Source organism: Acidiluteibacter sp., from assembly GCF_055129545.1.
The window spans coordinates 26,625-50,713 of record NZ_JBSRUB010000014.1 but is presented as its reverse complement, the minus strand read 5'-3'; the positions used below and the strand labels follow the sequence as shown (position 1 = coordinate 50,713).

20 protein-coding genes are annotated in these 24,089 nt (G+C 37.1%); 8 read left to right on the top strand and 12 right to left on the bottom strand.

The window, feature by feature from the left end; all coding sequences use genetic code 11:
- Window positions 1-140 precede the first annotated feature (140 nt).
- From ACTB0X_RS09120 to ACTB0X_RS09100, 5 genes are all read left to right on the top strand, one after another.
- Window positions 141-2,039 (top strand): M1 family metallopeptidase, encoded by a 1,899-nt coding sequence (locus tag ACTB0X_RS09120; protein ID WP_463024701.1) that lies wholly within the window; start codon window positions 141-143, stop codon window positions 2,037-2,039.
- A gap of 13 nt (window positions 2,040-2,052) precedes the next feature.
- A complete protein-coding gene (gene trmB, locus ACTB0X_RS09115) occupies window positions 2,053-2,742 on the top strand; it encodes a tRNA (guanosine(46)-N7)-methyltransferase TrmB (RefSeq protein ID WP_463024700.1) in 690 nt (229 codons plus the stop codon).
- Window positions 2,742-3,098 (top strand): MGMT family protein, encoded by a 357-nt coding sequence (locus tag ACTB0X_RS09110; protein ID WP_463024699.1) that lies wholly within the window; start codon window positions 2,742-2,744, stop codon window positions 3,096-3,098. The genes trmB and ACTB0X_RS09110 overlap by 1 nt, the downstream gene beginning before the upstream one ends.
- Window positions 3,099-3,162: 64 nt before the next feature.
- Window positions 3,163-4,245, top strand: coding sequence for an Mrp/NBP35 family ATP-binding protein (locus ACTB0X_RS09105; protein WP_463024698.1), 1,083 nt, complete (start codon window positions 3,163-3,165; stop codon window positions 4,243-4,245).
- 10 nt (window positions 4,246-4,255) lie between these two features.
- Window positions 4,256-4,501 (top strand): NifU family protein, encoded by a 246-nt coding sequence (locus ACTB0X_RS09100; protein WP_463024697.1) that lies wholly within the window; start codon window positions 4,256-4,258, stop codon window positions 4,499-4,501.
- A gap of 111 nt (window positions 4,502-4,612) precedes the next feature.
- Here the strand turns inward: ACTB0X_RS09100 and rodA are convergent, their stop codons facing one another.
- The 6 genes from rodA to purH all read right to left on the bottom strand — a co-directional run bounded on the left by rodA (window position 4,613) and on the right by purH (window position 11,700).
- The gene (gene rodA / locus ACTB0X_RS09095) at window positions 4,613-5,914 is read right to left on the bottom strand and encodes a rod shape-determining protein RodA (RefSeq protein ID WP_463024696.1); all 1,302 of its coding nucleotides are present in this window, start codon (window positions 5,912-5,914) and stop codon (window positions 4,613-4,615) included.
- Window positions 5,911-7,743: a penicillin-binding protein 2 gene (mrdA, locus tag ACTB0X_RS09090; protein WP_463024695.1), complete on the bottom strand. Its 1,833-nt coding sequence runs from the start codon at window positions 7,741-7,743 to the stop codon at window positions 5,911-5,913. Before mrdA ends, rodA begins: the two co-directional genes overlap by 4 nt.
- Window positions 7,740-8,177 (bottom strand): rod shape-determining protein MreD, encoded by a 438-nt coding sequence (locus ACTB0X_RS09085; RefSeq protein WP_463024694.1) that lies wholly within the window; start codon window positions 8,175-8,177, stop codon window positions 7,740-7,742. The genes mrdA and ACTB0X_RS09085 overlap by 4 nt, the downstream gene beginning before the upstream one ends.
- 73 nt (window positions 8,178-8,250) lie before the next feature.
- Complete coding sequence (mreC, locus tag ACTB0X_RS09080; RefSeq protein WP_463024693.1) at window positions 8,251-9,093, bottom strand: rod shape-determining protein MreC; 843 nt, start codon at window positions 9,091-9,093, stop codon at window positions 8,251-8,253.
- A gap of 32 nt (window positions 9,094-9,125) precedes the next feature.
- Complete coding sequence (locus tag ACTB0X_RS09075; RefSeq protein ID WP_463024692.1) at window positions 9,126-10,148, bottom strand: rod shape-determining protein; 1,023 nt, start codon at window positions 10,146-10,148, stop codon at window positions 9,126-9,128.
- A 19-nt stretch (window positions 10,149-10,167) separates the two neighbouring features.
- The gene (purH, locus tag ACTB0X_RS09070; RefSeq protein WP_463024691.1) at window positions 10,168-11,700 is read right to left on the bottom strand and encodes a bifunctional phosphoribosylaminoimidazolecarboxamide formyltransferase/IMP cyclohydrolase; all 1,533 of its coding nucleotides are present in this window, start codon (window positions 11,698-11,700) and stop codon (window positions 10,168-10,170) included.
- Between the two features lie 175 nt (window positions 11,701-11,875).
- On the opposite strand from purH, the gene ACTB0X_RS09065 reads away from it, so the two are divergent.
- Entirely contained in the window at window positions 11,876-13,117 is a 1,242-nt protein-coding gene (locus tag ACTB0X_RS09065) for an ABC transporter permease (protein ID WP_463024690.1), read from the top strand.
- A gap of 290 nt (window positions 13,118-13,407) precedes the next feature.
- On the opposite strand, the gene ACTB0X_RS09060 is transcribed toward ACTB0X_RS09065, so the two are convergent.
- The 4 genes from ACTB0X_RS09060 to fbp all read right to left on the bottom strand — a co-directional run bounded on the left by ACTB0X_RS09060 (window position 13,408) and on the right by fbp (window position 20,421).
- Window positions 13,408-14,187 carry a tryptophan-rich sensory protein gene (locus ACTB0X_RS09060; protein ID WP_463024689.1) on the bottom strand — a complete coding sequence of 260 codons (780 nt, stop codon included), beginning with the start codon at window positions 14,185-14,187 and terminating at the stop codon, window positions 13,408-13,410.
- A 38-nt stretch (window positions 14,188-14,225) separates the two neighbouring features.
- Window positions 14,226-17,585, bottom strand: coding sequence for a transcription-repair coupling factor (gene mfd / locus ACTB0X_RS09055; protein WP_463024688.1), 3,360 nt, complete (start codon window positions 17,583-17,585; stop codon window positions 14,226-14,228).
- A gap of 78 nt (window positions 17,586-17,663) precedes the next feature.
- Window positions 17,664-19,406, bottom strand: coding sequence for a tetratricopeptide repeat protein (locus ACTB0X_RS09050; RefSeq protein WP_463024687.1), 1,743 nt, complete (start codon window positions 19,404-19,406; stop codon window positions 17,664-17,666).
- Window positions 19,407-19,425: 19 nt separating this feature from the next.
- Window positions 19,426-20,421, bottom strand: a complete 996-nt coding sequence (gene fbp / locus ACTB0X_RS09045) for a class 1 fructose-bisphosphatase (protein ID WP_463024686.1) — start codon at window positions 20,419-20,421, stop codon at window positions 19,426-19,428.
- Between the two features lie 113 nt (window positions 20,422-20,534).
- Here fbp and ACTB0X_RS09040 point away from each other — a divergent pair, with 113 nt between their 5' ends.
- Both ACTB0X_RS09040 and ACTB0X_RS09035 read left to right on the top strand, forming a co-directional pair.
- A complete protein-coding gene (locus ACTB0X_RS09040) occupies window positions 20,535-21,017 on the top strand; it encodes an N-acetyltransferase family protein (RefSeq protein ID WP_463024685.1) in 483 nt (160 codons plus the stop codon).
- A 1-nt stretch (window position 21,018) separates the two neighbouring features.
- Window positions 21,019-22,287 carry an aspartate kinase gene (locus tag ACTB0X_RS09035; RefSeq protein WP_463024684.1) on the top strand — a complete coding sequence of 423 codons (1,269 nt, stop codon included), beginning with the start codon at window positions 21,019-21,021 and terminating at the stop codon, window positions 22,285-22,287.
- A 14-nt stretch (window positions 22,288-22,301) separates the two neighbouring features.
- Here the strand turns inward: ACTB0X_RS09035 and ACTB0X_RS09030 are convergent, their stop codons facing one another.
- Together ACTB0X_RS09030 and ACTB0X_RS09025 are read right to left on the bottom strand one after the other, a co-directional pair.
- On the bottom strand, window positions 22,302-23,135 hold the full coding sequence (locus ACTB0X_RS09030) for a carboxypeptidase-like regulatory domain-containing protein (protein ID WP_463024683.1): 834 nt from the start codon (window positions 23,133-23,135) through the stop codon (window positions 22,302-22,304).
- Window positions 23,136-23,235: 100 nt separating this feature from the next.
- A complete protein-coding gene (locus ACTB0X_RS09025; RefSeq protein WP_463024682.1) occupies window positions 23,236-24,087 on the bottom strand; it encodes a carboxypeptidase-like regulatory domain-containing protein in 852 nt (283 codons plus the stop codon).
- Window positions 24,088-24,089 lie beyond the last annotated feature (2 nt).

Sequence of the window (24,089 nt, the reverse complement as noted above, 5' to 3'; positions counted from 1 at the left end):
ATCAAAATTAGTCCCGCTATTTGTTTCTTGCGTTAATTTAGAATTATGAATCAATTAACCAAATGTTAAGTGAATGTTAAGTCGATTGTGTGGTATTTACATGGAAGATTTAGTAATTTCACTGCACTAATTTAAATACCATGATTAAACAATTAACCACCGTACTTCTTTTGTCTATTGCTTTGATTTCTTGTGATTCAAATACTAAAAATCAAAAAGAGACAACCAACAATGAAACTAAACCAATAGTAATGGAAACCAGCGATCCTCATACTTTTGCAAAACCCGATGAAGTGGTAGTAAAACACCTAGATTGGTCGGCGAATGTAGATTTTGACTCCTCTATGATTACGGCTACTGCAAAGTGGACAATCGAGAATAAAACAGGGGCATCTGAAGTTATTTTTGATACCAAAGGACTGAAAATTGATTATGTTACTATAGGTAACAATGATGAACTAGGAACCTTTATATTAGAGCCCGAAATTAAGTATATGGGGCAGAAGTTGGTGGTGAGCATTACACCAAATACTGATGTTGTTAGAATTTATTACAGAACAACAGATAAATCGGATGCATTGCAGTGGTTGACCAAAGAACAAACTGCTGATAAAACACATCCTTTTCTATTTACTCAATCTCAAGCAATTTTAGCACGAACTTGGATTCCTTGTCAGGATAGTCCGGGTATCCGATTTACGTATAATGCACGAGTAAAAGTGCCTAGTCAGATGATGGCCTTGATGAGTGCCTATAATCCTACAGATACCATGGTAAATGGGATGTATGATTTTCAAATGGAGTATGCGATTCCTTCTTATCTGATGGCATTGTCGGTTGGAAATTTAAAATACCAATCTGTTGGAAGAAATACAGGAATCTATGCTGAACCAAGTATGTTGGCCAAATCGGTTGCTGAGTTTGAAGACATGCAAGAAATGGTTGACAGTGCTGAAGCTTTATACGGCGCTTACCGTTGGGGAAAATACGACGTATTGGTATTGCCTCCTAGTTTTCCTTTTGGAGGGATGGAGAATCCACGTTTAACTTTTGCTACTCCAACTATTTTAGCCGGGGATAAATCATTGACATCCTTGATTGCGCATGAATTGGCTCATTCTTGGTCTGGCAACTTAGTAACCAATTACAATTGGAACGACTTCTGGTTGAACGAAGGTTTTACCGTGTATTTTGAAAATAGAATCATGGAACAAGTCTATGGTGCAGATTACGCCAATATGTTGGCTTTGATTTCATATCAAGATTTGCAATCAGAAATAGAAGACTTCGGAAAGGAAAGCCCACGAACTAAATTAAAGTTGGATTTAGCAGGACAAGACCCTGATGAAGGGATGACGAGTATCGCATATGATAAAGGATTCTATTTATTAAAATTGATCGAGCAAACAGTAGGAAGAGAAGAGTTCGATTCCTTCTTGAAAACATATTTCGATACGTATGCATTTAAATCGATGACCACTGAGGGTTTTGTAGAATATATCAATAAAGAGTTGTTGAGTAAAAACGCTAAATGGCAAGAAACAGTGAATTTGAACGAGTGGATTTACAATCCTGGATTACCTGCTAATTGTCCTAAAATAGTTTCTGATCGATTTGCTAAAGTAGAAGGAGAATTAACAAAATGGAAGGACGGAGCAACCCCAGCTTCATTGGCGACTGATAAATGGTCGACACATGAGTGGTTGCATTTCTTAAGAAACTTGCCAGAAACAATGAGTCAAGAGCAAATGGCGACACTAGATAAATCGTTTGGGTTTACTAAATCTGGAAATTCTGAAATTTTAGCTGCTTGGTTCGTGAAAGTTATACCTAATAATTACAAGGAAGCGAAGCCAGCTATTGAATCTTTCTTGGTAAGCGTAGGTCGTAGAAAGTTTTTAACTCCAATTTATAAGTCATTGATTACTGCTGATCCTTCAAAGGCGGCAGCAAGAGAAATATACAAGAAAGCACGACCAAATTACCATGCAGTTGCAGTACAAACCATGGATGATTTGTTAGACTGGAACCAAAATTAGAAGAGGGAATTAGATGGCAGGAAAGCAGAAGTTAGCGCACTTTGCAGAGATGAAAACGTTTCCGAATGTTTTCGAACCGGAGACAGAAGAGATTTTTAGAAAAGATTACCACACCAAAGGGAATTGGCACAAGGAAGTATTTAAAAATGACCATCCAATAGTGTTGGAATTAGGATGTGGTAAAGGAGAATACAGCGTTGGGATGGCTCGAAAGTTTCCGATGAAGAACTTTGTAGGATGCGACATTAAAGGTGCACGAATGTGGAGAGGTGCGAAGACTTCTCAAGAAGAAGGCATTAATAATGTAGCCTTTTTTAGAACTCGAATTGAGTTTATAGAAGGTGGTTTTGCAGAAAATGAAGTGGATGAGATTTGGATTACTTTTCCGGATCCGCAACCCAAAGATCGTCAAGAAAAAAAACGACTAAGTGGTCCGTTGTTTATTGAGCGCTATAAAAAGTTTTTGAAGAAAGGTGGAACCATTCATCTAAAAACAGATAGTGAGTTCTTTTTTAGATTTACTTTGGATGAAATCAAAGAAAGAGGTTATGAATTGTTGGAGCATACTTTTGACCTATATGGAGATGCAGTAAACAATTACGACCAATACACGAAAGACATATTAAGCATCAAAACGCATTACGAAAAGATTTTTTCTGATAAAGGGTTTAAGATCAATTACCTTAAATTCAAAGTGCATTAATGTCAAAAACAATCAAACTATCTGAAGAAAATAAAGACTTCTTTGAACAAGTCTATCAGGTGGTGCGATTGATTCCATCAGGCAAGGTGACATCTTATGGAGCTGTTGCCAATTATTTGGGTCGAAAAGGTGGCTCAAGAATGGTTGGTTGGGCAATGAATGCTTCTCATAGTCAAGCCAAATATGTACCTGCACATCGAGTAGTTAATCGATTGGGTTTATTGACGGGTAAAGCACATTTTAATCCGCCAGAATCCATGGAGAATGAATTAGTAAAAGAGGGAGTTGTTGTGATTGAAGATCAAATTCAGGACTTTAAGAATCGCTTTTGGGACCCATCAATTGCATTGCTTTAATACTTTGCACTCTATTTAGAATTAGTCTAAATAATTGGTAATTTTGAGGTCATAATTTACAGTAATGGAAGTGACTCTTGAAAAAATAATGCATGCTTTGTCTTTTGTGATAGAGCCTGACTTAAAGAAAGATATCGTAGAATTAAACCTTGTGTCTAAGGTTGAATATAAAAATAGTACCATCAGTTTTGATTTGCAAATTAGCAATCCTGCGATGCACAATAAAAAGCGCATAGAGGAAGCTTGTGAACACCAGATTAAAAGACATTTAGGCGATAGTATCAATGTAGAGGTGAATATTACCGCAATGCCTAAGGCACATGAACGAAAGCCAGAACATAGAACCATGTTGCCTGGTGTAAAGCACATTATTGCTGTTGCATCAGGAAAGGGCGGAGTAGGGAAGTCAACCATTTCGTCTAATCTAGCTGCGGGTTTAGCTGCAGAAGGGTATAAAGTAGGTTTGGTGGATGCTGATATTTATGGACCATCTGTTCCTGCCATGTTTAACGTAGCTGACGAAAAGCCTGCAATGATTGAGGTAGATGGTACACAGTTAATTAAACCTGTTGAAAGCTTTGGCGTTAAATTATTATCTATCGGATTTTTCTCTTCGCCTGATCAAGCAGTAGTTTGGAGAGGGCCAATGGCTACTAAAGCATTGACTCAAATGTTTAAAGATGCACATTGGGGTGAATTAGACTTTATGATTATCGACTTACCTCCAGGTACAGGTGACGTTCACTTGACTTTGGTTCAGCAAATTCCATTAAGTGGAGCAGTAGTAGTAAGTACACCACAAGAAATTGCGTTGGTGGATATGCGAAAAGCACTAGCGATGTTTAAATTGCCTGAGATCAATGTGCCCGTTTTAGGCGTAGTTGAGAATATGTCCTACTTTACGCCTGCTGAATTGCCTGATAATAAATACTATATTTTTGGAAAGAACGGAGCTAAAGACTTAGCAGAGCGCACAGGAATTAATTTCTTAGGTGAAGTGCCATTGGTGCAAAGCATCAGAGAAGCTGGAGATATTGGTCGTCCTGCAGTGCTGCAAGATGATACTCCTCAGGCCTTAGCATTGAAAGCATTCATTCAGAATGTAAAAGCACAATTAAAGGTAGAACCAGTTCTACAAACGAATTAAATCAATTGATATGAGCGAGAAAGAAGCATTATTGTCGAAGGTAGAAGCAGCAATTGATCAATTGAGACCATTCCTAGAGGCTGACGGTGGCAACATCGAATTAATGGACATTACAGAGGATAATATCGTTCAGGTGAAATTTATAGGCGCTTGTAAAAGTTGTTCTATGAGTGCTATGACGTTGAAAGGTGGTGTTGAGGAAACGATTAAAAGAGTGGCTCCACAAATTGTATCTGTGGTAGAGGTTGCAAATTAAACTAATGGTCAATTATTAATTGTGATTGGTTAATTTTTTTTGCTTTTAATTGATAAACTAGCCATGAGTTTATTGTTTTCAGCGACTGGCCAATCAATTAACCATTAATCCCTATAGCACTTTCATTCGATCAGAATCTAGCTTTAAGAACAGAAATAGAAGAATCGTAAATCCCCATAAGGAGCTACCTCCATATGAAAAGAAGGGCAATGGAATTCCAATAACGGGAGCCAAACCAATAGTCATTCCTATATTGATGGCAAAGTGGAAAAAGAGAATACAAGCTACTCCATAGCCATAAATTCTCGCGAAGTCAGACCGTTGGCGAGTAGTCAAATACATTATACGTAACAAGAGTGTTACAAAAAGAGCGATAATAACGAAAGTGCCTAAAAATCCCCACTCTTCTCCAATTGTACAAAATATAAAATCGGTGCTTTGTTCAGGAACAAAGTTGTATTTAGTTTGAGTGCCTTCTAAGAATCCTTTCCCTGCAATACCACCTGAGCCGATTGCAATTAAGGATTGATTTACATTATAACCGGCTCCTTTTGGGTCAGATTCAAGACCTAACATCACGTTGATTCGCTTAGATTGATGCGGCTCTAATACATTATTAAAGATATAATCCACACTTTTTATTAAGCCAGCACCACCAATTAATATGGCTACTGCTATATAGATAATCTGTTTTGATTTTCGATTGAGGTACCAGAGCAAAGCACTAAAGAGTGCCAAACAGACAATCAATAAAATGGTTCCGTCTACTGCAATTTCAAATGGAAAATTGAAAACTTCATTCCGCATAATCAAGGCCATTACAAAAAGAAAAGCAGCTGAAACACCAATTAGTAGAATATTTCCAGAAAGTCCTTCTCTATACATTACCAAAATGAAAGCCCCATAAACTAAAGCCGAACCGGTATCGTTTTGTGCTAAAATCAAAATGGAGGGTAAGAAAATAATGGCCAAGGCAATTACCTTAGTTTTCAAGTCACTCATCTTAATATTCAAGGTGCTGAGGTATTTTGAAACGGCTAGTGCAGTGGCAAATTTGGCAAACTCAGATGGTTGAACTTTGAACCCACCGATTTCAAACCAAGAAGTAGCCCCCTTAGTTTCAGCCCCAATTAATATGACTAGAACAAGCAGTGAAATAATTACACCATAAATGACATAGGCAAAGGTGTTGAAAAATCGTTCATCTATAAAAAGTAGCACGACAATCAATCCCACGGATGTTCCGATCCAAATCAACTGTTTTCCATATAATTGTGTGGTGTCAAAAATACTTTGAAACTCTTCGTTGTATACAGCTGCATAAATATTTAGCCATCCTGCAAATACTAGAATGAGGTAAAGCAGTATGCTAAACCAATCGATATTATTGAATATGGAAGGGCTATTTCTCAATGTGCAACAGGTTTTGTTTTTAGAAGGTTTCCTTCTATCATTCGTAATTCAATGTCTTTTTTGGTCACTTTTCCTTTTAGAAATTTTTCAATCATTAATCCTGCGATAGGAGCGGCCCACCTTGAACCCCAGACCCCATTCTCAACATAAACGGTTATGGCAATCTGTGGATTATCTTTTGGAGCAAAGGCTATAAAAGTTGAATGATCTTCTCCATGAGGGTTTTGTACTGTTCCTGTTTTACCACAAACCATTATAGAATCTACTCTTGCCGAAGTTCCCGTTCCTTTCTGAACTACATCATACATGGCGTCTACTACTTTATCATAATGGATAGACTTAATGCCAGTTTCGTGACGTTCTATTCCGTTATTAAATGAGGTAATTTTACGGTCACCAATATTTTTAACAATATGTGGCGTTACATAATGCCCTTTATTTGCAATAGTGGCTGTCATATTAGCCATTTGTAAAGGGGTAAACCCCAATTCCCCTTGTCCAATAGCTAATGAAACAATAGTTAAGGAACTCCATCCACCTTTTCTATAATATCGATCATAGTATGAAACTTCAGGAACAAATCCATTCAATTCATTGGGTAAATCTATTCCAGTTTTTTGACCTAAACCAAAACTCAACACATATGCACGCCATTTGGCATATCCTGTTTCTGTATTTTTATAGTGATCTAAAATTGTTCGAAACACATTGCTATAGTATGAGTTACATGATGTTTGTATGGAATATTGTAAATCTACAGGTGATGGATGTGGGTGGCAACCCATGTGAAATCTACCCGAGTTGTATCCTCGATTACAACTGAATCTTGTGTTGGGTGTAATGACACCTTCTTGCAGACCAATCAGTGCATTAATGCTTTTAAAAGTGGAGCCTGGAGGATATTTCGCCATGAGTGCTCTGTTGAACAAAGGTTTCAATTCATCTTGATTGAGAACAGCATAGTTAGTGGAGCGCTCACGACCCACCAATAAGTTTGGATCATAAGTAGGTGAGGAAACCAATGTCAATACTTCTCCTGTTTTTGGCTCGATAGCCACAATACTACCTTTTTTGTTTTGCATTAATAATTCCCCATAGGCTTGTAGATCAGCGTCTATTGTGAGTGTTAAGTCATTTCCTGAAACGGCGATAGAATCGTAAATTCCTTCCGCAAACTTTCCTTTTTCTCGATTGAAAACGTCTACCATTACAATTCGAAGTCCTCGTTTTCCTCGAAGTTCTTCCTCATAGGATTTTTCAATCCCACTCATACCGATATAATCACCAGGCTTATAGTATGGATTATCTTCCACCATTTTCGTGTTTACCTCGCTAATGTATCCCATTATATGTGCAGCGGTATTTTCCGGATAGTTTCTCAATGTTCGGGTTTGAACAAAGAAGCCAGGATATTTAAATAACTGTTCTTGAATTCGTGCATACTCTTCAGAAGAAAACTCTCGTTCAAAAATAGAAGGCTTATAGTAGGAGAATTTCTGAGCCTTCTCTAGCTTAATTTTGAACTGCTCTTTTGAAATGCGCAATAAATCGCAAAACTCAAGGGTATCTAATGTTTTGGAAACTTGTCTCGGCAACACCATTAAGTCATAAGCCGCCTCGTTGTAAACCATCAATTTGCCATTGCGGTCATAGATTAATCCTCTTGCTGGATATTCAGTAATGTGTCGCTTCGAGTTGTTGTCTGCATCCAGTTTGTACTTGTCGTCTAATACTTGAACAAAGAAGAGGCGAATGACAAATATGATTGCTATAATGATGAAAATCGCACCCAACACCAATGTTCTTGATTCTAGAGCTCTTTTATTCATCGTTTTGCCTGAGAATTATAGGTAAATAATTGGCTGATGAAAATCAATACAACAGTAAGAAGGGAACTTAAAATCACTTTAATAAATGTAAAGAAGAAATCACTAAAGCGAAATGCTTCTATAAAAAAGAGTACAAAATGATGGGCAAAAACCAATATGGAAACATAAATGGTAAACCAACGAAAATCGAAGTCCTGAATAGAAGGCGACTGGTTAGTATCGTACCCATCTCTCGGTGCAATTAATTTTAGAACGGCTGGTCTCAAAAATGCCATGAGTAGAATAGCAGAGGTATGCATTCCCATAGTACTACTAAACGTGTCTATGCTGATTCCCATAACAAAAGCTAAGATAAGTAATAGCCAGTTAGCCGTTTCAAAGGGTAGCATCAGAATAAAAAGAACATAGAAATAAGGGTTGATGTACCCACCCATTTGTATGTTGTTTAACACCAAAACTTGTAGTAAAACAAGAAATATAAAAAGTACAGTAAATTTTAGAATTTGTTTAATCATCGCTGTCTCCTTCTTGGGTGTTTTGTTCCAATTCCAACTGTTCTTCCTTCAATACATTTTTTACAACGTACACTTGTTCTAAATTCTTAAAGTCGTTTATAAATTTAATATCAATGTCGTAAAAATTATTTCCTGATGGCTTTTCGATTCCAGTGATAGTCGCCAAGTCAATTCCTTTGGGGAAAATTGCTGAAAAACCGCTACTTACAATGGTGTCGCCTAAAAACAATTTAACGTGTTTTGGAATATTAATCAATTTACCAAATTGATAATCTTTACCATCCCAAATCATTGATCCGTAATAATTTTGAGATTTTAGCTTGGCACTGATCTTTGATTGAGAATGCAAAACAGTTAAAACAGAACTAAAGTGTGGGGAAACCGTTTTTACAATTCCTACAATTCCTTCGGGACCAATCACTCCCATACCTTCTTGGATGCCATTGTAACTTCCTTTGTCTAAGGTGATGTAGTTGTTAGCCTTTGTGATCGAATTATTGATTACACTTGTTTCGGAGTATTCAAATTGTTGGTGATATATGGTATCGTTGATGATATAGTTGCTTCCAAATAGTTTGATTTTAGAACCTACTAATTCGGCTTTTAATCGTGCATTTTCGGTTGCTAAATCTTCGTTGACAATGTCAAGGTTTAGATATTTTGTTGCATTATTTACCGATTGATAGACCCTGCCAGTTACAAAATTTGAAGAATTTAAAAATTTAGATTGTTGAAACCGATTGTTTTGAACCAATAGTAAAATCGCAATACTTTCCAAAAAGAGGAAAAATATAAAAAATATATTACGACTTAAAAATCCAAGTAAATTTCGCATTTAACAGTTGGCTCATCTAATTTTTGTAATCACTATCGAATCAAGAAAGTCAATTTTGACGAGTTTTTCAAAGCAATTCCTGTTCCTCTTGCTACCGCTCTTAATGGATCTTCGGCAACGTGAACAGGTAATTTAGTTTTCATTGAAATACGCTTATCTAAACCTCTAAGCAATGAACCGCCACCTGCTAAATACAATCCAGTTCTGTAGATATCTGCAGAAAGTTCTGGCGGAGTCATTTCCAATGCATTTAAAATTGCCGCTTCAATTTTTGTAATTGACTTGTCTAAGGCATGGGCGATTTCACTGAAGCTAACCACAATTTCTTTTGGGGTTCCCGTCATTAAATCTCTACCTTGAACAGCGTAATCTTCTGGTGGATTTTCGAGGTCTGGCAATGCAGAACCCACTTCAATTTTAATTTTTTCAGCTGATCTTTCTCCAATTAATAAATTATGCTGACGACGCATGTAATCAACGATATCGTTAGTGAAATCATCACCTGCAACTCGAATTGATTTATCACATACAATACCGCCCAATGCAATAACTGCAATTTCTGAAGTACCACCGCCGATGTCAATAATCATGTTACCCATGGGTTCCAACACATCAATACCAATTCCGATAGCTGCTGCCATTGGTTCATGAATCATGTAGACCTCTTTTCCTCCAGCATGTTCTGCTGAATCTTTAACGGCTCTTTTTTCCACTTCTGTGATTCCTGAAGGAATACAAATAACCATTTTCAATGAAGGGCTGAAGTAACGTTTTGTTGGATGAATCATTTTGATCATTCCACGAATCATATATTCAGCAGCTTGAAAATCAGCAATAACACCATCCCTCAAAGGGCGAATAGTTTTTATGTCTTCGTGTGTTTTTCCATGCATTTGCATCGCGCGCTTTCCTACAGCAATAACTTTACCGGTGCTCCTCTCCATAGCTACAATTGAAGGTTCGTCCACAACCACTTTGTCGTTGTGAATAATCAATGTGTTCGCCGTTCCTAGGTCGATAGCAATTTCTTGCGTGAAAAAATCAAATATTCCCATCCTGTTTTATCAAAAAGTATTAATGTTTAAAATGTCTTGTGCCGGTAAATACCATTGCAAGATCATTTGCGTCGCAGTAGTCGATAGAAAGTTGATCTTTAATCGAACCTCCTGGTTGAATTACTGCGGTTATTCCAGCTCCTTTAGCAATCTCCACACAGTCTGGAAATGGGAAAAAAGCATCTGATGCCATTACAGCTCCATTCAAGTCGAAATTGAATTCCTTAGCTTTTTTAATGGCTTGGTTCAATGCGTCAACTCTTGAAGTTTGACCCGTTCCTCCTGCCAATAATTGGCCGTTTTTTGCCAAAATAATTGCATTGGATTTGGTTTGTTTTACCAGTTTAGATGCAAATTCTAAGTCTTCTTTTTCTCTCTCTGTCGGTGCCTTTGTTGTTGCCGTTTTAAAGTTACTTTTTTTATCAGTAACTAAATCTTTATCTTGAACTAAAGCGCCATTTAAAATGGAACGGTATTGCATCGTTGGCAACTTCACTTCTTTTTTAATCAAAATAATTCGATTCTTCTTAGAGGTTAAAATTTCCATCGCATCAGCATCGTATGCCGGAGCAATCACTACTTCGCAGAATAGTGGGTTGATAGCTTCTGCAGTTGCTTTATCAATTGTTTGGTTGGTAATTAAAATTCCACCAAAAGCGGAGACAGGATCGCCTGCTAATGCTGCTTCGTATGCTTCTAACACTGTTGGTCGAGTTGCAATTCCACAAGCATTGTTGTGTTTCAATATCGCGAATGTTGGCCCGTTTTCTGTAAACTCACCGATAAGATTTACTGCAGCATCAACATCCAAAAGGTTGTTGTATGACAATTCTTTTCCGTGAACTTTATCGAACATTTCATCTAAGTTTCCAAAGAATGTCCCTTTTTGATGAGGGTTTTCTCCGTATCTCAATGAGTTTGCATTTTCTTCACTTACTTTGAATGCTTCAATTTCTTCTGTTTGATTGAAGTAATTGAAAATTGCAGTATCGTAGTGTGAAGAAATTTGAAATGCTTGAGCGGCAAATCTTCTTCTATCCTCGATAGAAGTTTCCCCATTTTTTTCTTTCAAAATGTTCAACAAATCAGTGTATTGATTTCTTGAACTTACTATTGTGACGTCGTTAAAATTCTTAGCAGCAGCACGAATTAATGAGATTCCACCGATGTCTATTTTTTCAATGATGTCTTCAGCAGATGCGCCAGAATTCACTGTTTCTTCGAACGGGTATAAATCAACAATCACTAAGTCGATTTCAGGAATTTCAAATTCTGCGATTTCTTTTTGATCGCTTTCATTTGCTCTTCTAGTTAAAATTCCACCAAAAACTTTTGGATGCAATGTTTTTACTCGTCCACCTAAAATAGATGGGTATGAAGTCAGGTCTTCTACTGCTTCACAAGGCACATTTAAGTCCTCGATAAACTTTCTAGTGCCACCAGTCGACAAAAGTTGCACACCTTGTGCATGTAATTGCTCGATGATTGGCGCTAAATTTTCCTTGTAAAACACTGAAATTAAGGCGGTTTTTATTCGCTTGGGTTGATTCATGATGTGGGGTGAAATTAAGACACAATTTTACAAATATTAGCTGGGTAAAACAACGTAGAAATGCTATAAATACTAGGGTGTTGATAAGATGTCTTTTTTGTTTAAAACTACGATTTGATGAGCGGTAACTGAAAGCTTAAAAAGAAGGTTAATTTTACTTTTTCAAAACCACCTTATGCTGATTCTAAAATTATTAAAAGAAAGTTTCTCGTTTGCGATTAATGCGTTAATTGTAAATAAGTTGCGTACTTTTTTATCCTTGTTAGGAATTACGATTGGAATTTTTGCCATTATCTCGGTGTATACCATGGTAGATGCGCTTGAGAAAGGAATCAAAGATAGTATTGCTTCATTGGGAGACAACGTCGTTTATGTGCAAAAGTGGCCATGGAGTTTTGACCCCGATCAGCCGTGGTGGGAATACATCCAACGACCACAACCAAAAACAAGTGAATTTCGTGAGGTTAAGAAATTGTCCATGGGAGCCGAAGCCGTCTCCATGTATATTAGAGGTTCGCGAACTATAAAATACAAAAGTAACAGTTTAGAAAATGTTAGTTTCATGGGTGTCTCTTATGAATACAATCAAGTGGCAGAAGTCAATGTAGAAGAAGGACGATATTTTACTGAAGTGGAAACGAATAGCGGTTCGCCTGTTGTTGTCATTGGTGCAGCAGTGGGAGAAAAGTTATTCGGTGGGTTGGAGCCTTTAGGGAGGCAATTAAAGTTTATGGGTAGAAACCTAACCGTAATCGGGATGATGGAGAAGGAGGGCGAGAGTATGCTAGGTAAATCCAATGACGACCAAATTATTATTCCAATGAACTTTGCGCGAACGTTGTTCAATGAGCAAAGTGAATCGATGAATTTGACCATTAGTGTGAAGGCGAAAGAACATGTTTCCAATGCCGACTTGATGGATGAATTAACTGGGATCATGCGCTCTATTCGAAAGCTGAAACCAAAAGAGAAAGATAATTTTGCACTGAATGAATTGGATATGCTGTCCAAAGGGTTCGATGGTTTGTTCAGTATTGTGAACGTTGCTGGCAGTATTATCGGAATTTTCTCCATCATTGTTGGAGGGTTTAGTATTGCCAATATCATGTTTGTCTCAGTAAAAGAACGAACAAACATAATCGGAATTCAAAAGGCCTTAGGAGCGAAGAATTATTTCATCCTTTTTCAGTTTTTGTTTGAGTCTATTTTCTTGTGTTTAGTGGGCGGATTGGTCGGATTACTCATTATCTTTATTGGAACATTAATTTTAACTTACGGATTAGATTTTGAGGTCTTTTTGACAATGGATAATATTGTTCTTGGAATTTCTATATCAGTGATTATCGGACTAATCTCAGGATTTATTCCGGCTTGGGGTGCCTCTAGAATGGACCCAGTAGAAGCGATTCGACAGTAGAGTCTAATTCTAAAGAAATGATAGATTTTTAAAATGTCACCCCGGTGGGGCTAAAATCAAGTCGACTTTTTTTTACTAAGATTTGTCCCCTACAAGGCCATATTTTTTAGTCTAATTGATGTGATTGTTTCTATCGATAAATCAATAGATTTTCTTCAGCTCCATAGGAGTGAAATTTTAATAGAACAGAATAAGCATTGAAACATTAAGCCCCATAGGGGTGACATCATTTTATGAAAAGGCGAAGTTTAATGTAATCTCCACATTCGATTCTTGATAATCATAGCCAATTACTTAAAAAACGGTAAAGTCTTTCTATTTTGAAACCCATGAATTCCTGAATTGATAAAAATAACTAGGGCTAATCCAATGGCGATGTAAGCAATAGTTGGTTGGCCTTCCCAATTCTTGACCGCTATTGCGATCAATGCCCAAACACCCACAAGTGAAAACTCACGCATACTTCTTTTCCAAATCATTATTAAATAGATGGCTGTTGCCACTACCATTAACAAGATGGTCCAAGATTGTGGAGTCAAAGGTGCTCCATCGTATTCTAAAGATACCATCAATGCTGAAGCGTTTGCAATAGTAGCGACGGTAATCCAACCGAAATAAAAACTGATTGGCCACCAAACCAAAGCAATTGTTTTGGCAGGAGCATGCCAGCGTTCCATATTGGTTTTTAAGGTAGTTCGGATAAGACTGTATAAAATAACGATCATTATGGCCATTGACTCCCAAAGCAAATCGTTCATAAATGCAACAACCCATAAAGCATTTCCAAAGTTGGCGATGGCAAACCAAGGTCCTATTTGAGTGATTGAATCGTCGTATTTCTTAGTGGCGATTTGATAAAATTGATAAATCACAAAGGCGATTAAGAACAAATATATGAATCCCCAGATGGAGAAGGCATATGAAGCTGGGGTAAATAAATTGGCATATTTATCCGATTGATCCTTCATGGAAACACCGAATATCTGTTTGGCGGTTACCAAATAATTCACAACGAGTGCAGTGATTAAAGAAATGGCATTTAATACGGCTAACAGTTTCGGGTTTTTCATTATTTTCAGTTTTAGTTGCAACAGCTAATTTCTGAATCTTATGAAATTACTGCTGCTTTCTTATCAACTAATAATTTCTCAATAGCAGCTATAGCTGAAGGGATGCTCTTCACATTAGTGAACACTAAAGATAGGCGTTTGTTTTTTTCTCTCAAAGCAACTGTCCCTTGGTTCTTTTGCACGAAATTCAACACTCTAGTAAATGCAGCCGATTGGTAATATGGGGACTCTTCATTGGTGATAAAGTATCCGATAAACTTACCTTGTTTCAAGATCAATTTCTCAAATCCAACTTCTTGCGCCAACCACCTTAGTCGAATGGTTTCAATCAATTCTTTGGTTTGCTTCGGTACTTTTCCAAATCGATCCAAAAGCTGATTTTCGAAAGCGATTAGCGCTTCTTCTGTTTCGATGCTGTCCAATTCTTTATACAAATTGATTCGCTCCGAAATATTGGTAATGTATTGATCCGGAATTAGTAATTCAAAGTCCGTTTCAATGATGGTGTCTTTTACAAATTCGTACTCTGATTCATTCTCATCGTGGTACAAATCTTTGAATTCGTTTTCTTTTAATTCTTGAATGGCTTCGTCTAATATCTTCTTATACATTTCAAAACCAATCTCAGAAATAAATCCACTTTGCTCGGCGCCCAATAAGTTTCCTGCACCACGGATGTCTAGATCCTTCATTGCGATTTGAAATCCACTTCCCAAATCTGAGAATTGCTCTAACGCTTGCAGTCTTCTTCGTGCGTCATTGCTCAACGCCACAATCGGAGGAGCTAATAAATAGCAGAATGCCTTTTTATTACTTCGTCCTACTCGTCCACGCATTTGGTGCAAATCGCTCAATCCAAAATTATTGGCATTGTTGATAATGATGGTGTTGGCGTTTGGAATATCCAATCCAGATTCAATAATCGTAGTGGCGACCAATACGTCGTAATCCCCATCGATAAAGCTCATCATTCGGTCTTCCAGGTCGTCCCCTTTCAACTGACCGTGGGCTGTGAGTACTTTTACATCAGGACATAATCTAGTAATCATACCTGCAATTTCTTTTAGGTTCTCTACTCGATTGTTGATGAAAAATACCTGTCCATTCCGCTTTACTTCATACATAATGGCATCGCGAATCAACTCTTCATTGAAAGAATGTACTTCCGTTAAAATGGGTTGACGGTTGGGTGGTGGCGTATTAATCACTGATAAATCCCGAGCGGCCATCAACGAAAATTGAAGCGTTCTGGGAATTGGAGTTGCGGTCAATGTTAGAGTGTCTACATTGGCTTTTATGGTCTTCAATTTATCTTTTACACCCACTCCAAATTTTTGCTCTTCGTCAATAATTAATAAACCAAGATTGTGAAATTTAATGTCTTTTCCTGCTAAACGGTGAGTTCCGATTATGATATCGATTTCACCTAAAGCTAATTTTTCAAGTGTTTCTTTTTGCTGCTTAGGTGTTTTAAAACGATTGATGTAATCCACCTTACACGGAAAATCTTCCAATCTATTTTTGAATGTTTTATAATGTTGCCAAGCTAAAATAGTGGTGGGAACAAGGATTGCAGCTTGTTTGCTATCTGCAACCGCTTTGAAAGCTGCTCTAATTGCGACCTCCGTTTTTCCAAATCCTACATCTCCACAAATCAATCGATCCATCGGTTGTGGCGATTCCATGTCAGCTTTAATGTCGTTTGTCGCTTTGAGTTGATCTGGAGTATCTTCGTAAATAAAAGAAGCCTCTAATTCATCTTGTAGATAAGTATCTGGAGAAAATTGAAACCCTTCTTTTGTTCGACGTTCAGCATATAATTTAATCAAGTCAAAAGCGACTTCCTTAATTTTATTCTTTGTTTTTTGTTTTTGTTTGGCCCAAGAAGTAGCTCCTAATTTGTCCACTTTTGGTGGAGTTCCATCTTTCCCGACGAACTTTGAAATTCGGTGTAGCGAATGGATTGAAACATAGAGAATATCTCCACTTTTATATAAAATCCGAATGGCTTCTTGCTTTTTGCCATTTACATCAATTTTTTCTAATCCGGAGAACTGACCTACTCCATGGTCGATGTGCGTGATGTAGTCGCCCGTTTGTAGGCTGTTTAGCTCTTTTAGAGTGATTGCTTGATCTTTCTTTCTAAAACTTTCTTTTAGTCTAAATCGGTGGTAACGATTAAAAATCTGGTGATCGGTGTAGCAAGCAATTTTAAGGTCGTTATCCACGAAGCCTTCTTGCACACTCATCAACATCGTTTTCATGTGAATTTCCTTACCGATATCTTCGAAAATCGCATAGAGACGTTCAATCTGTTTGGAGGTAGAGGCCAAAATGATGTTTTCTATTCCTCGCTCCGTATTTCGGTTAAGGTTTTCACTCAATAAATCAAAGTTTTTATTGAACGCTGGTTGCGCATCTGCATTGACTGTTACTGTTAAATCAATGTCAAAATAGTCGGCTGTTCCAAATTCAATGGTGTTGAATTTCTTGCTTTCTACAATGAATTCTTCTTTAGAAGTATAAAGTTCAAAAGGAGGTAAGTGCTTAATTGGCGAATCAATGTTGGTGTATACATTGGACGCATTTTCAAATTCTTTATTGATCTTCTCTTTGGTCAGTAGGTAATCTTTAAACCAAAGAATGGTGTTTTTCGGTAAAAATTCTAAGAATGATTCCCGACTTTCTTCCAGTAGTTTTTCCTGTACATTCGGCAGGATAGATACAAACTCCATCGGGCTAATGGAAAGTTGTGTTCCGGGATCAAAGGTACGGATAGAGTCAACTTCGTCTCCGAAAAGTTCAATACGAATCGGATTCTCATTCGAAAAGGAATAGATGTCTACAATTCCACCTCGAATAGAAAAATCGCCAGGTTCTGCAGCAAAATCAACTCGATTGAAACTGTAACTGTTCAGTATATCAATCAAGAAATCGATGCTTAATTTGTCATTCCGACGAATCAAAAGCGTGTTCTGTTCCAAATTCTTTTTGGTCACTACCTTTTCGGTGATTGCTTCAGGGTAGGTGATTATTAAATAGGAACCGTTTTTTTTATTGATCTTATTCAATGCCTCCGCGCGCATCTGAATATTGGCATTGTCTGTTTTTTCTAAATTGTAAGCTTTGCGATAAGAACCAGGGAAAAATATTGCTTTTTCTTCGCCCACTAACTCTTCTAAATCATTCAAGAAATAAGCAGCTTCTTCTTTATCGCTTAAGATAAAAAGGTGGTTGATGGGGAAGTTTTTTGCGATTCCGTATGCATAGAAGGATGCCAGTGAACCAATTGCTTTTTTAAGGGCAATGTGTGATAGTGGATTATTTTTTAATCGTTCTACTACTTCCTGCACTTTAGGTGCTGAAACGTATAATTCTTTCAATTCTGCTTTTGTCATTCAGTTGCGCTATGTTGCGAAATTACGGATTCTATTCAGGTTGGAAGGTTAACTTTAATTGAAGAATAATGTTCAACCTTACCTACAATATTGCTCCAATGCCTGCTTCGATGCTTCGTCACCAAGGTTTGCTGCAATTTGAAAATCATCGCAACCAGCTCTGCTGTCAATCGTTTGGTATTTACTGATTCCTCTTAAATAATAAGCTTGAGCTTTCCTTGGATTCATCGCAATGGCTTGATTTAAATCAGTAATCGCCAAATCCATTTTACGGGTTTGAATATAAATCAGCGCTCGGTTAGTCAATGCATCCGCTTTTGGTTGTATGGCCAATGATGCATTTAAATCTTCCAAAGCAGTATTGTAATCACCTACTTTAATAAATTCATTTGCTCGATTGAATAGCGCATCTGCATGATTTGGTTTTAAGGCGATCGCTTGATTAAAGTCGTTCAACGCTTCTTGCGATTTTCCTTGTTTCGCATATACATTTCCACGATTAGAATAAGGATCAGCGTAACGAGGATTCAGCTGGATGGCTCTAGAATAAAAACGTTCAGCATCCGCAAAGTTTCCAATTGATTCTGCTAAGATTCCTTTGTTGTTCCATGCCTGAGCTACATTTTCGTCTTTTTCGATTACATCCGCCCAAATGGTCGCATCACTTTCCCAAACCTGCGTTCTGTTGTAAGTGTAAAATGCCAATCCCATAGCAATGACAAGTGTTCCGATTTGTATCGCTTTCTGTGATTTGATGGCTGAGAGAATTGGAATAAGAATGAGTAATAAGCCAATTCCACTGAGGTAAATGTATCTATCGGTTACTATTTGGCTTCCTACTGGAATTAACTGCAAAACAGGAGCGATGGTAATGAGGTAAAACGCAGCACCAAATAATATGAATCCGTTTTTGCGATAGCGGTAAATCAATGCAGAAAATAGCAATGTAAAAATAGGAGCGATGTAATAGATGATTGGAAAACTATCGTTGATTTTAGAAGGGAATGAATAAAATGGCGACAAGTTGAGTGGGAGAATATACTGAATCGGATAAAAAACTAACGTATAAAAGAAGATTAAGACTCTTTCTAATGCGGTATAGCTTAAACTTAAGTCGGTTAAGTGTTCAGCGCTTTCTCTGCTGATTATGGTGATGATTCCAATCACTAAAGAGATTAACAAATATGGAGAAACGGTTTTAATGCTTTTTAACCAGTTTTCTTTTTCCCAAATTAAGAGGTAGAAGAAAATTACCACCGGGAAACTTACAGCTGTGGCTTTACTCAAACAAGCAATAACGAACAGCACAAAAGTTCCTGTGGAGAAGGATTTATTTCGTCCATATTGAATGAAATTCCAAAAAGCTAATAGGTAGAAAAAGGTAAAAATGACTGTAGAAGTAGCAGAAGCCCAACTCACAGATTCTACTTGCATGGGATGTAAAACGAATAGCGCAGTCATTAAAACGGCTACAGACTCTTTTACATTAATTTGCTTGAAGATGGAAAAGAGAATCCAACCATTGATTAAATGAAGGAGAAAGCTGAATCCATGAAATACTTCCGGATTCATTCCAAAAAACCCCACCAACAATCCATAAAATAAAGTGGATGTAGGCTGATACATTCCCACATAGGTAGAACTGAAGATTGTTTTTATCTTCTGCCAGTTGAGTTGGATAATGTCAGTATTTTCAGTGATCTGAACTTGGTCATCGAAGTGGGTAAACCCATTCGAAAAAGAACTGAAATAAGCGGCAATTGCTAAAGCAGCAATCGCAATCAATAAAGCTGTCGTGGTTTTTTTAGTAGGAGAAATCATTCTCCTAAATTATGAATTCCTACAAAAAGGTCAGCATTTTCTCGACCATATTCTTAGAACCCATAATGCAAGGAACTCGCTGATGCAACTCAGTTAACTCCACGTCCATGATGCGTTGTTTTCCAGTCGTTGCGATACCTCCAGCTTGCTCCATAATAAAAGCCATTGGGTTACATTCGTATAAAATTCTCAATTTTCCATTTGGCGATTTGGTCGTTTCCGGATAGATAAAAATTCCACCTTTGATTAAGTTTCTATGAAAATCAGCCACCATAGAACCAATGTATCTAGCTGAGAATGGGCGGTTGGTGTCTTTGTCGTCTTCTTTACAATACTCTATATAGTCGCGGAAAGCTTGTGGGAAATATGGATAATTTCCCTCGTTGATAGAATAAATTTTTCCATCTTCTTTGATTTTCATCTTTGGATGAGAAAGGCAAAATTCACCGATTGATGGGTCCAAAGTAAAGCCATTTACTCCATTTCCTGTGGTATAAACCAACATAGTAGAAGAGCCATAAACAACGTAACCAGCAGCTACTTGCTCCGATCCTTTTTGCAAGAAATCTTCTAGATTTGCCTTTTCGCCAACTTTACTTTTTCTTCTAAAAATAGAGAAGATGGTACCAATCGATACATTTACATCAATATTAGAAGAGCCATCCAACGGATCGAAGGCTGCTACATAATTCCCGCCTTTTGAAAGCACGCTGTCAAAAAATACAGCATGGTCATTTTCTTCAGAAGCAATGGCACAAGCCTCACCTCCAGATCGCATTGCTGAAATCATTAGATTATCGGCAATTACATCTAGTTTTTGCTGAGTTTCTCCCTGGATGTTTTCGTTTTCGGTAGCACCAATAATATTTACCAACCCAGCTTTATTTACTTCTCGGTTGATGATTTTTGATGCAATAACGATGTCATTTAGCAACCGAGTCAATTCTCCAGTTGCATATGGAAAATCTTCTTGACGCTCTATGATAAATTCACTCAGGGTTTTAACTGTACTCATGTTTGGTGGCTTTATTTCGCGCAAATATCGCAATTTGAAAGCAATTAAAAAGGCAATACTATTTCAATAGGGATTTTAAGACCTAAAATTTACCTTTGTCAAAAATACAAGAGATGTCAGTTACCATTCGAAAAGGGAAAAAGGAAGATTGCAAAGCAGCTTTGGCGCTGATTCATGAATTGGCAGTTTATGAAAAGGCTGCCGATCAGGTGGAGGTTTCATTGGAAGAATTAGAGGCAGATGGTTTTGGAAATAATGCCATTTATGATTTGCTGGTCGCTGAAAAGGACGGAAAAATCATCGGAATCGCTTTGTATTATATGAAATATTCCACTTGGAAAGGCAAGTGTATTTATCTAGAAGATTTGATTGTAACAGAGCAAGAAAGAGGAGTAGGTGCCGGGAAAATGTTATTTGAAGAATTGATAAAAATAGCGGCTGATTTAAATGTGGGTCGAATGGAATGGCAAGTGTTGGATTGGAATGAGCCAGCTATTGGATTTTATAAAAAGTATGCGGCAGAGCTAGATGGAGAATGGTTCAATGCTAAGTTTAGAAGAGAACAATTACAAGAAATCGCAAAGAAATTAGGTTAAGATGAAGGTATTTAAGTTTGGTGGAGCTTCGGTAAAAGATGCAGCAGCAGTTAAAAATGTAGCAGCTATTTTAGAGCGTTACAAAGAAGAACAAATAATTGTAGTGGTTTCTGCAATGGGCAAAACGACAAATGCATTGGAAGATCTGTTAGATGCTTATTTCCATGGGAAGTCGAACACGTTGGAGTTATTAGCGGTCGTAAAACGCTTTCATTTTGACATTTTGAAGGAGTTATTTGATGGCACTTCTCATCCTATTTTTGAGGAATTGCACAATACTTTCGTGGAGATAGAGTGGCAGTTGGAAGAAGAGCAAATGCGGGAGTACGATTTCGAATACGATCAGATGGTGGCAGTGGGAGAGTGGTTGTCAGCGACCGTTGTTTCTGCTTATTTGAAACAAGTGGGCTTGAAAAATAAATTACAAGATGTTCGCGACATTATTCGAACAGATAATACCTACCGAAATGCGAAGGTAGATTGGGAAGTAACTGCTGAAAATGTCAATCGATATGTGAAGCCTTATTTTTCAGACTCAGCTAATAAATTAATGATTACTCAAGGGTTTGTAGGTTCTACTTCTGAGAACTTTAACTCTACTTTAGGTCGTGAAGGCTCGGATTATACCGGTGGAATTTTTGCCAATTTAGTGGATGCAGAGTCCTTAACCATTTGGAAAGATGTACCTGGTATGCTGAATGCTGATCCAAAATGGTTTGATGAAACGGAGAAGTTGAATAACATCTCCTACCACGAAGCAGTGGAGTTGGCGTATTATGGTGCAACTGTGATTCATCCGAAAACAATAAAACCGCTGCAGAATAAGAAAATTCCATTGTTGGTTAAATCTTTTGTCAATCCTGATGAGGAAGGAAGTATTATCAATGAGAATTCTGCAAAAGACTCTTTGATTCCTTCGTTTATTTTTAAGACGAATCAGATCTTGATTTCTATCTCTCCAAGGGATTATTCTTTTATTGCGGAAGATAATTTAAGTCAGATTTTTGGCTGTTTTGCTAAACACAAAGTAACGGTGAACTTGATGCAAAATTCTGCGATTAGCTTTTCCATCTGTGCAGACAATCAGAAAATGAAGATTGACAACCTGATTGAAGAATTGAAAGCAGACTATAAGGTATATTACAATGATGAGTTGCTGTTGCTAACAGTGCGTCATTACAATGAAGAAACGCTATCGAAGCTGTTGAAGGACAAGACAATTTATGTGGAGCAGAAAAGTAGACAGACGGCGAGGTTTGTGGTTAAATAATTGTTAATTAGCAATTATAGTGGTTTTAGTACCAATCCGAACCTAACGTTGCTATATTGTGCATTCGGAGGATTCCATTTTAGTCGCCATTTATTTTCCCAATACCCATAGGTGTAGTTTGTATCCATCGGTTTTGTCATTTTTACTCTAAAGCTATAGCCAACAACTTCTTTAGAATCGTTTTTATCTTTTATGACTTGTTCCGTGAGCCATTCAACTGCAACAAATACACCTCCATAAGGCATTCTAATTTTTTGGTCTGAAATGTCTATTATGTTTTTTACCCCATTTGATATTAGTAGTTTGGAGTAGATTTCTTTGCCAGGACTTCCATCTTCAGAAGCTTCATAGAGGTAAATTTTAAGTTGAGTAGTATCATTAATATTTGTAATGGGGAGTAATATTTTTTCAATCACTGCAGGTGACGATTGATAGGGGATGAAAGTGGCTATTTTTGATTTATAATTACTGTAATGGAAGCTTGGAAAAAGTGTTCTCATTTTGTAATACCCAATCGTAAATGTTCTGTTTTTCCTTTTCCGATTGACAATTACCTCATCAATATTAACGGAATTACTAGTTAAGATAATTTGCTCTTGAATGTCTTTCACACAAAGTGTTCTGCTCTCATACCCAATGCAACTAATCTTTAAAGTGTCTGTTGGTTGTATACTTTCGAAGTGAAAAATTCCTTTTTCATTGGTATACGTTCCATTGGCAGTTTTATTAATGGAGATACTGGCAAATTGAATAGGGTTGTTTTGGGAATCGACGATAGTTCCTTTAAGACTGATTTGACTATAAACGATGAGCGGAGAAAAGAGGATGATTAGAAGTAGGTTTTTCATTTCACTAAAATATGAAATGGATTTAATAATTTGTCACACTGAGTTCTGAAGTATACACAGAGCTCTGCCGAAGTGAAGTGAACCATTGATAATTTTCTTCTCAATATCTAACAGTTGCTCGAATCATTGGAACCCAATTACCATACTCTGAAATCCACTCATCTGGCCAAGTAAACCATCCAATGCCATCTCGACCTGATCTATTTCTAGAATTCGCTTTATCTTTAATCTTAGCATAACCTATCGTGGCAGCATCATATTCATTCATGTTAACGATGGGAACCACTTTTACATCTTTAAAGTATTTAGGGTTTGGTACTGTTTCATAAGCGATAAAAATGGAATCTTTAACTTTTATAAATTGCTTTGAGAGGTCAATTTTAACCCACCCTTTTTCATTTGTAGGAATACTAATTCTTTGACTGAGAATTGGTGTTTGTAGATTATTTGAATCCAACTTATAAAGGTGTAAAAAGAATAAGTTAGGCGCTAAATCCTTGGACTTTCTGATGTAAAATTCAATCTTTTCCAGATATGAAGCGGGGATATTGTTAATTTGAATTCCGTTTATAAAGCCATTTAGTCCACCATCACTTCCTCGGTCTTTATTTCTTAAACAACCAATGAGTTCTCTACTATACTCACTTTTGATTACCACCTCTTCAATTTCAATTGTGATGTCTTTGAGAAAAATAGTATCTGATAAGTTTTTAACTGCAATTGATCTACTTTCATACCCAATACAACTAATCTTTAATGTGTCTGTTGGCTTTATACTGTCGAAGTGAAAAATTCCTTTTTCATTGGTATACGTTCCATTGGCAGTTTGATTAATTGAGATGCTTGCAAACTGAATCGGATTTTTCTGAGAATCGACGATAGTTCCTTTAAAGCTATTTTGACTAAAAGTGATGAGTGGAGAAAAGAGGATGAGTAGAAGTAGATTTTTCATTC

Coding starts and splice junctions, on each gene's coding strand:
- ACTB0X_RS09120 (WP_463024701.1), top strand. CDS start 141: ATGATTAAACAATTAACCACCGTACTTCTTTTGTCTATTGCTTTGATT.
- trmB (WP_463024700.1), top strand. CDS start 2,053: ATGGCAGGAAAGCAGAAGTTAGCGCACTTTGCAGAGATGAAAACGTTT.
- ACTB0X_RS09110 (WP_463024699.1), top strand. CDS start 2,742: ATGTCAAAAACAATCAAACTATCTGAAGAAAATAAAGACTTCTTTGAA.
- ACTB0X_RS09105 (WP_463024698.1), top strand. CDS start 3,163: ATGGAAGTGACTCTTGAAAAAATAATGCATGCTTTGTCTTTTGTGATA.
- ACTB0X_RS09100 (WP_463024697.1), top strand. CDS start 4,256: ATGAGCGAGAAAGAAGCATTATTGTCGAAGGTAGAAGCAGCAATTGAT.
- mrdA (WP_463024695.1), bottom strand. CDS start 7,743: ATGAATAAAAGAGCTCTAGAATCAAGAACATTGGTGTTGGGTGCGATT.
- ACTB0X_RS09085 (WP_463024694.1), bottom strand. CDS start 8,177: ATGGGTGGGTACATCAACCCTTATTTCTATGTTCTTTTTATTCTGATG.
- mreC (WP_463024693.1), bottom strand. CDS start 9,093: ATGCGAAATTTACTTGGATTTTTAAGTCGTAATATATTTTTTATATTT.
- ACTB0X_RS09075 (WP_463024692.1), bottom strand. CDS start 10,148: ATGGGAATATTTGATTTTTTCACGCAAGAAATTGCTATCGACCTAGGA.
- purH (WP_463024691.1), bottom strand. CDS start 11,700: ATGAATCAACCCAAGCGAATAAAAACCGCCTTAATTTCAGTGTTTTAC.
- ACTB0X_RS09065 (WP_463024690.1), top strand. CDS start 11,876: ATGCTGATTCTAAAATTATTAAAAGAAAGTTTCTCGTTTGCGATTAAT.
- ACTB0X_RS09060 (WP_463024689.1), bottom strand. CDS start 14,187: ATGAAAAACCCGAAACTGTTAGCCGTATTAAATGCCATTTCTTTAATC.
- mfd (WP_463024688.1), bottom strand. CDS start 17,585: ATGACAAAAGCAGAATTGAAAGAATTATACGTTTCAGCACCTAAAGTG.
- ACTB0X_RS09050 (WP_463024687.1), bottom strand. CDS start 19,406: ATGATTTCTCCTACTAAAAAAACCACGACAGCTTTATTGATTGCGATT.
- fbp (WP_463024686.1), bottom strand. CDS start 20,421: ATGAGTACAGTTAAAACCCTGAGTGAATTTATCATAGAGCGTCAAGAA.
- ACTB0X_RS09040 (WP_463024685.1), top strand. CDS start 20,535: ATGTCAGTTACCATTCGAAAAGGGAAAAAGGAAGATTGCAAAGCAGCT.
- ACTB0X_RS09035 (WP_463024684.1), top strand. CDS start 21,019: ATGAAGGTATTTAAGTTTGGTGGAGCTTCGGTAAAAGATGCAGCAGCA.
- ACTB0X_RS09030 (WP_463024683.1), bottom strand. CDS start 23,135: ATGAAAAACCTACTTCTAATCATCCTCTTTTCTCCGCTCATCGTTTAT.
- ACTB0X_RS09025 (WP_463024682.1), bottom strand. CDS start 24,087: ATGAAAAATCTACTTCTACTCATCCTCTTTTCTCCACTCATCACTTTT.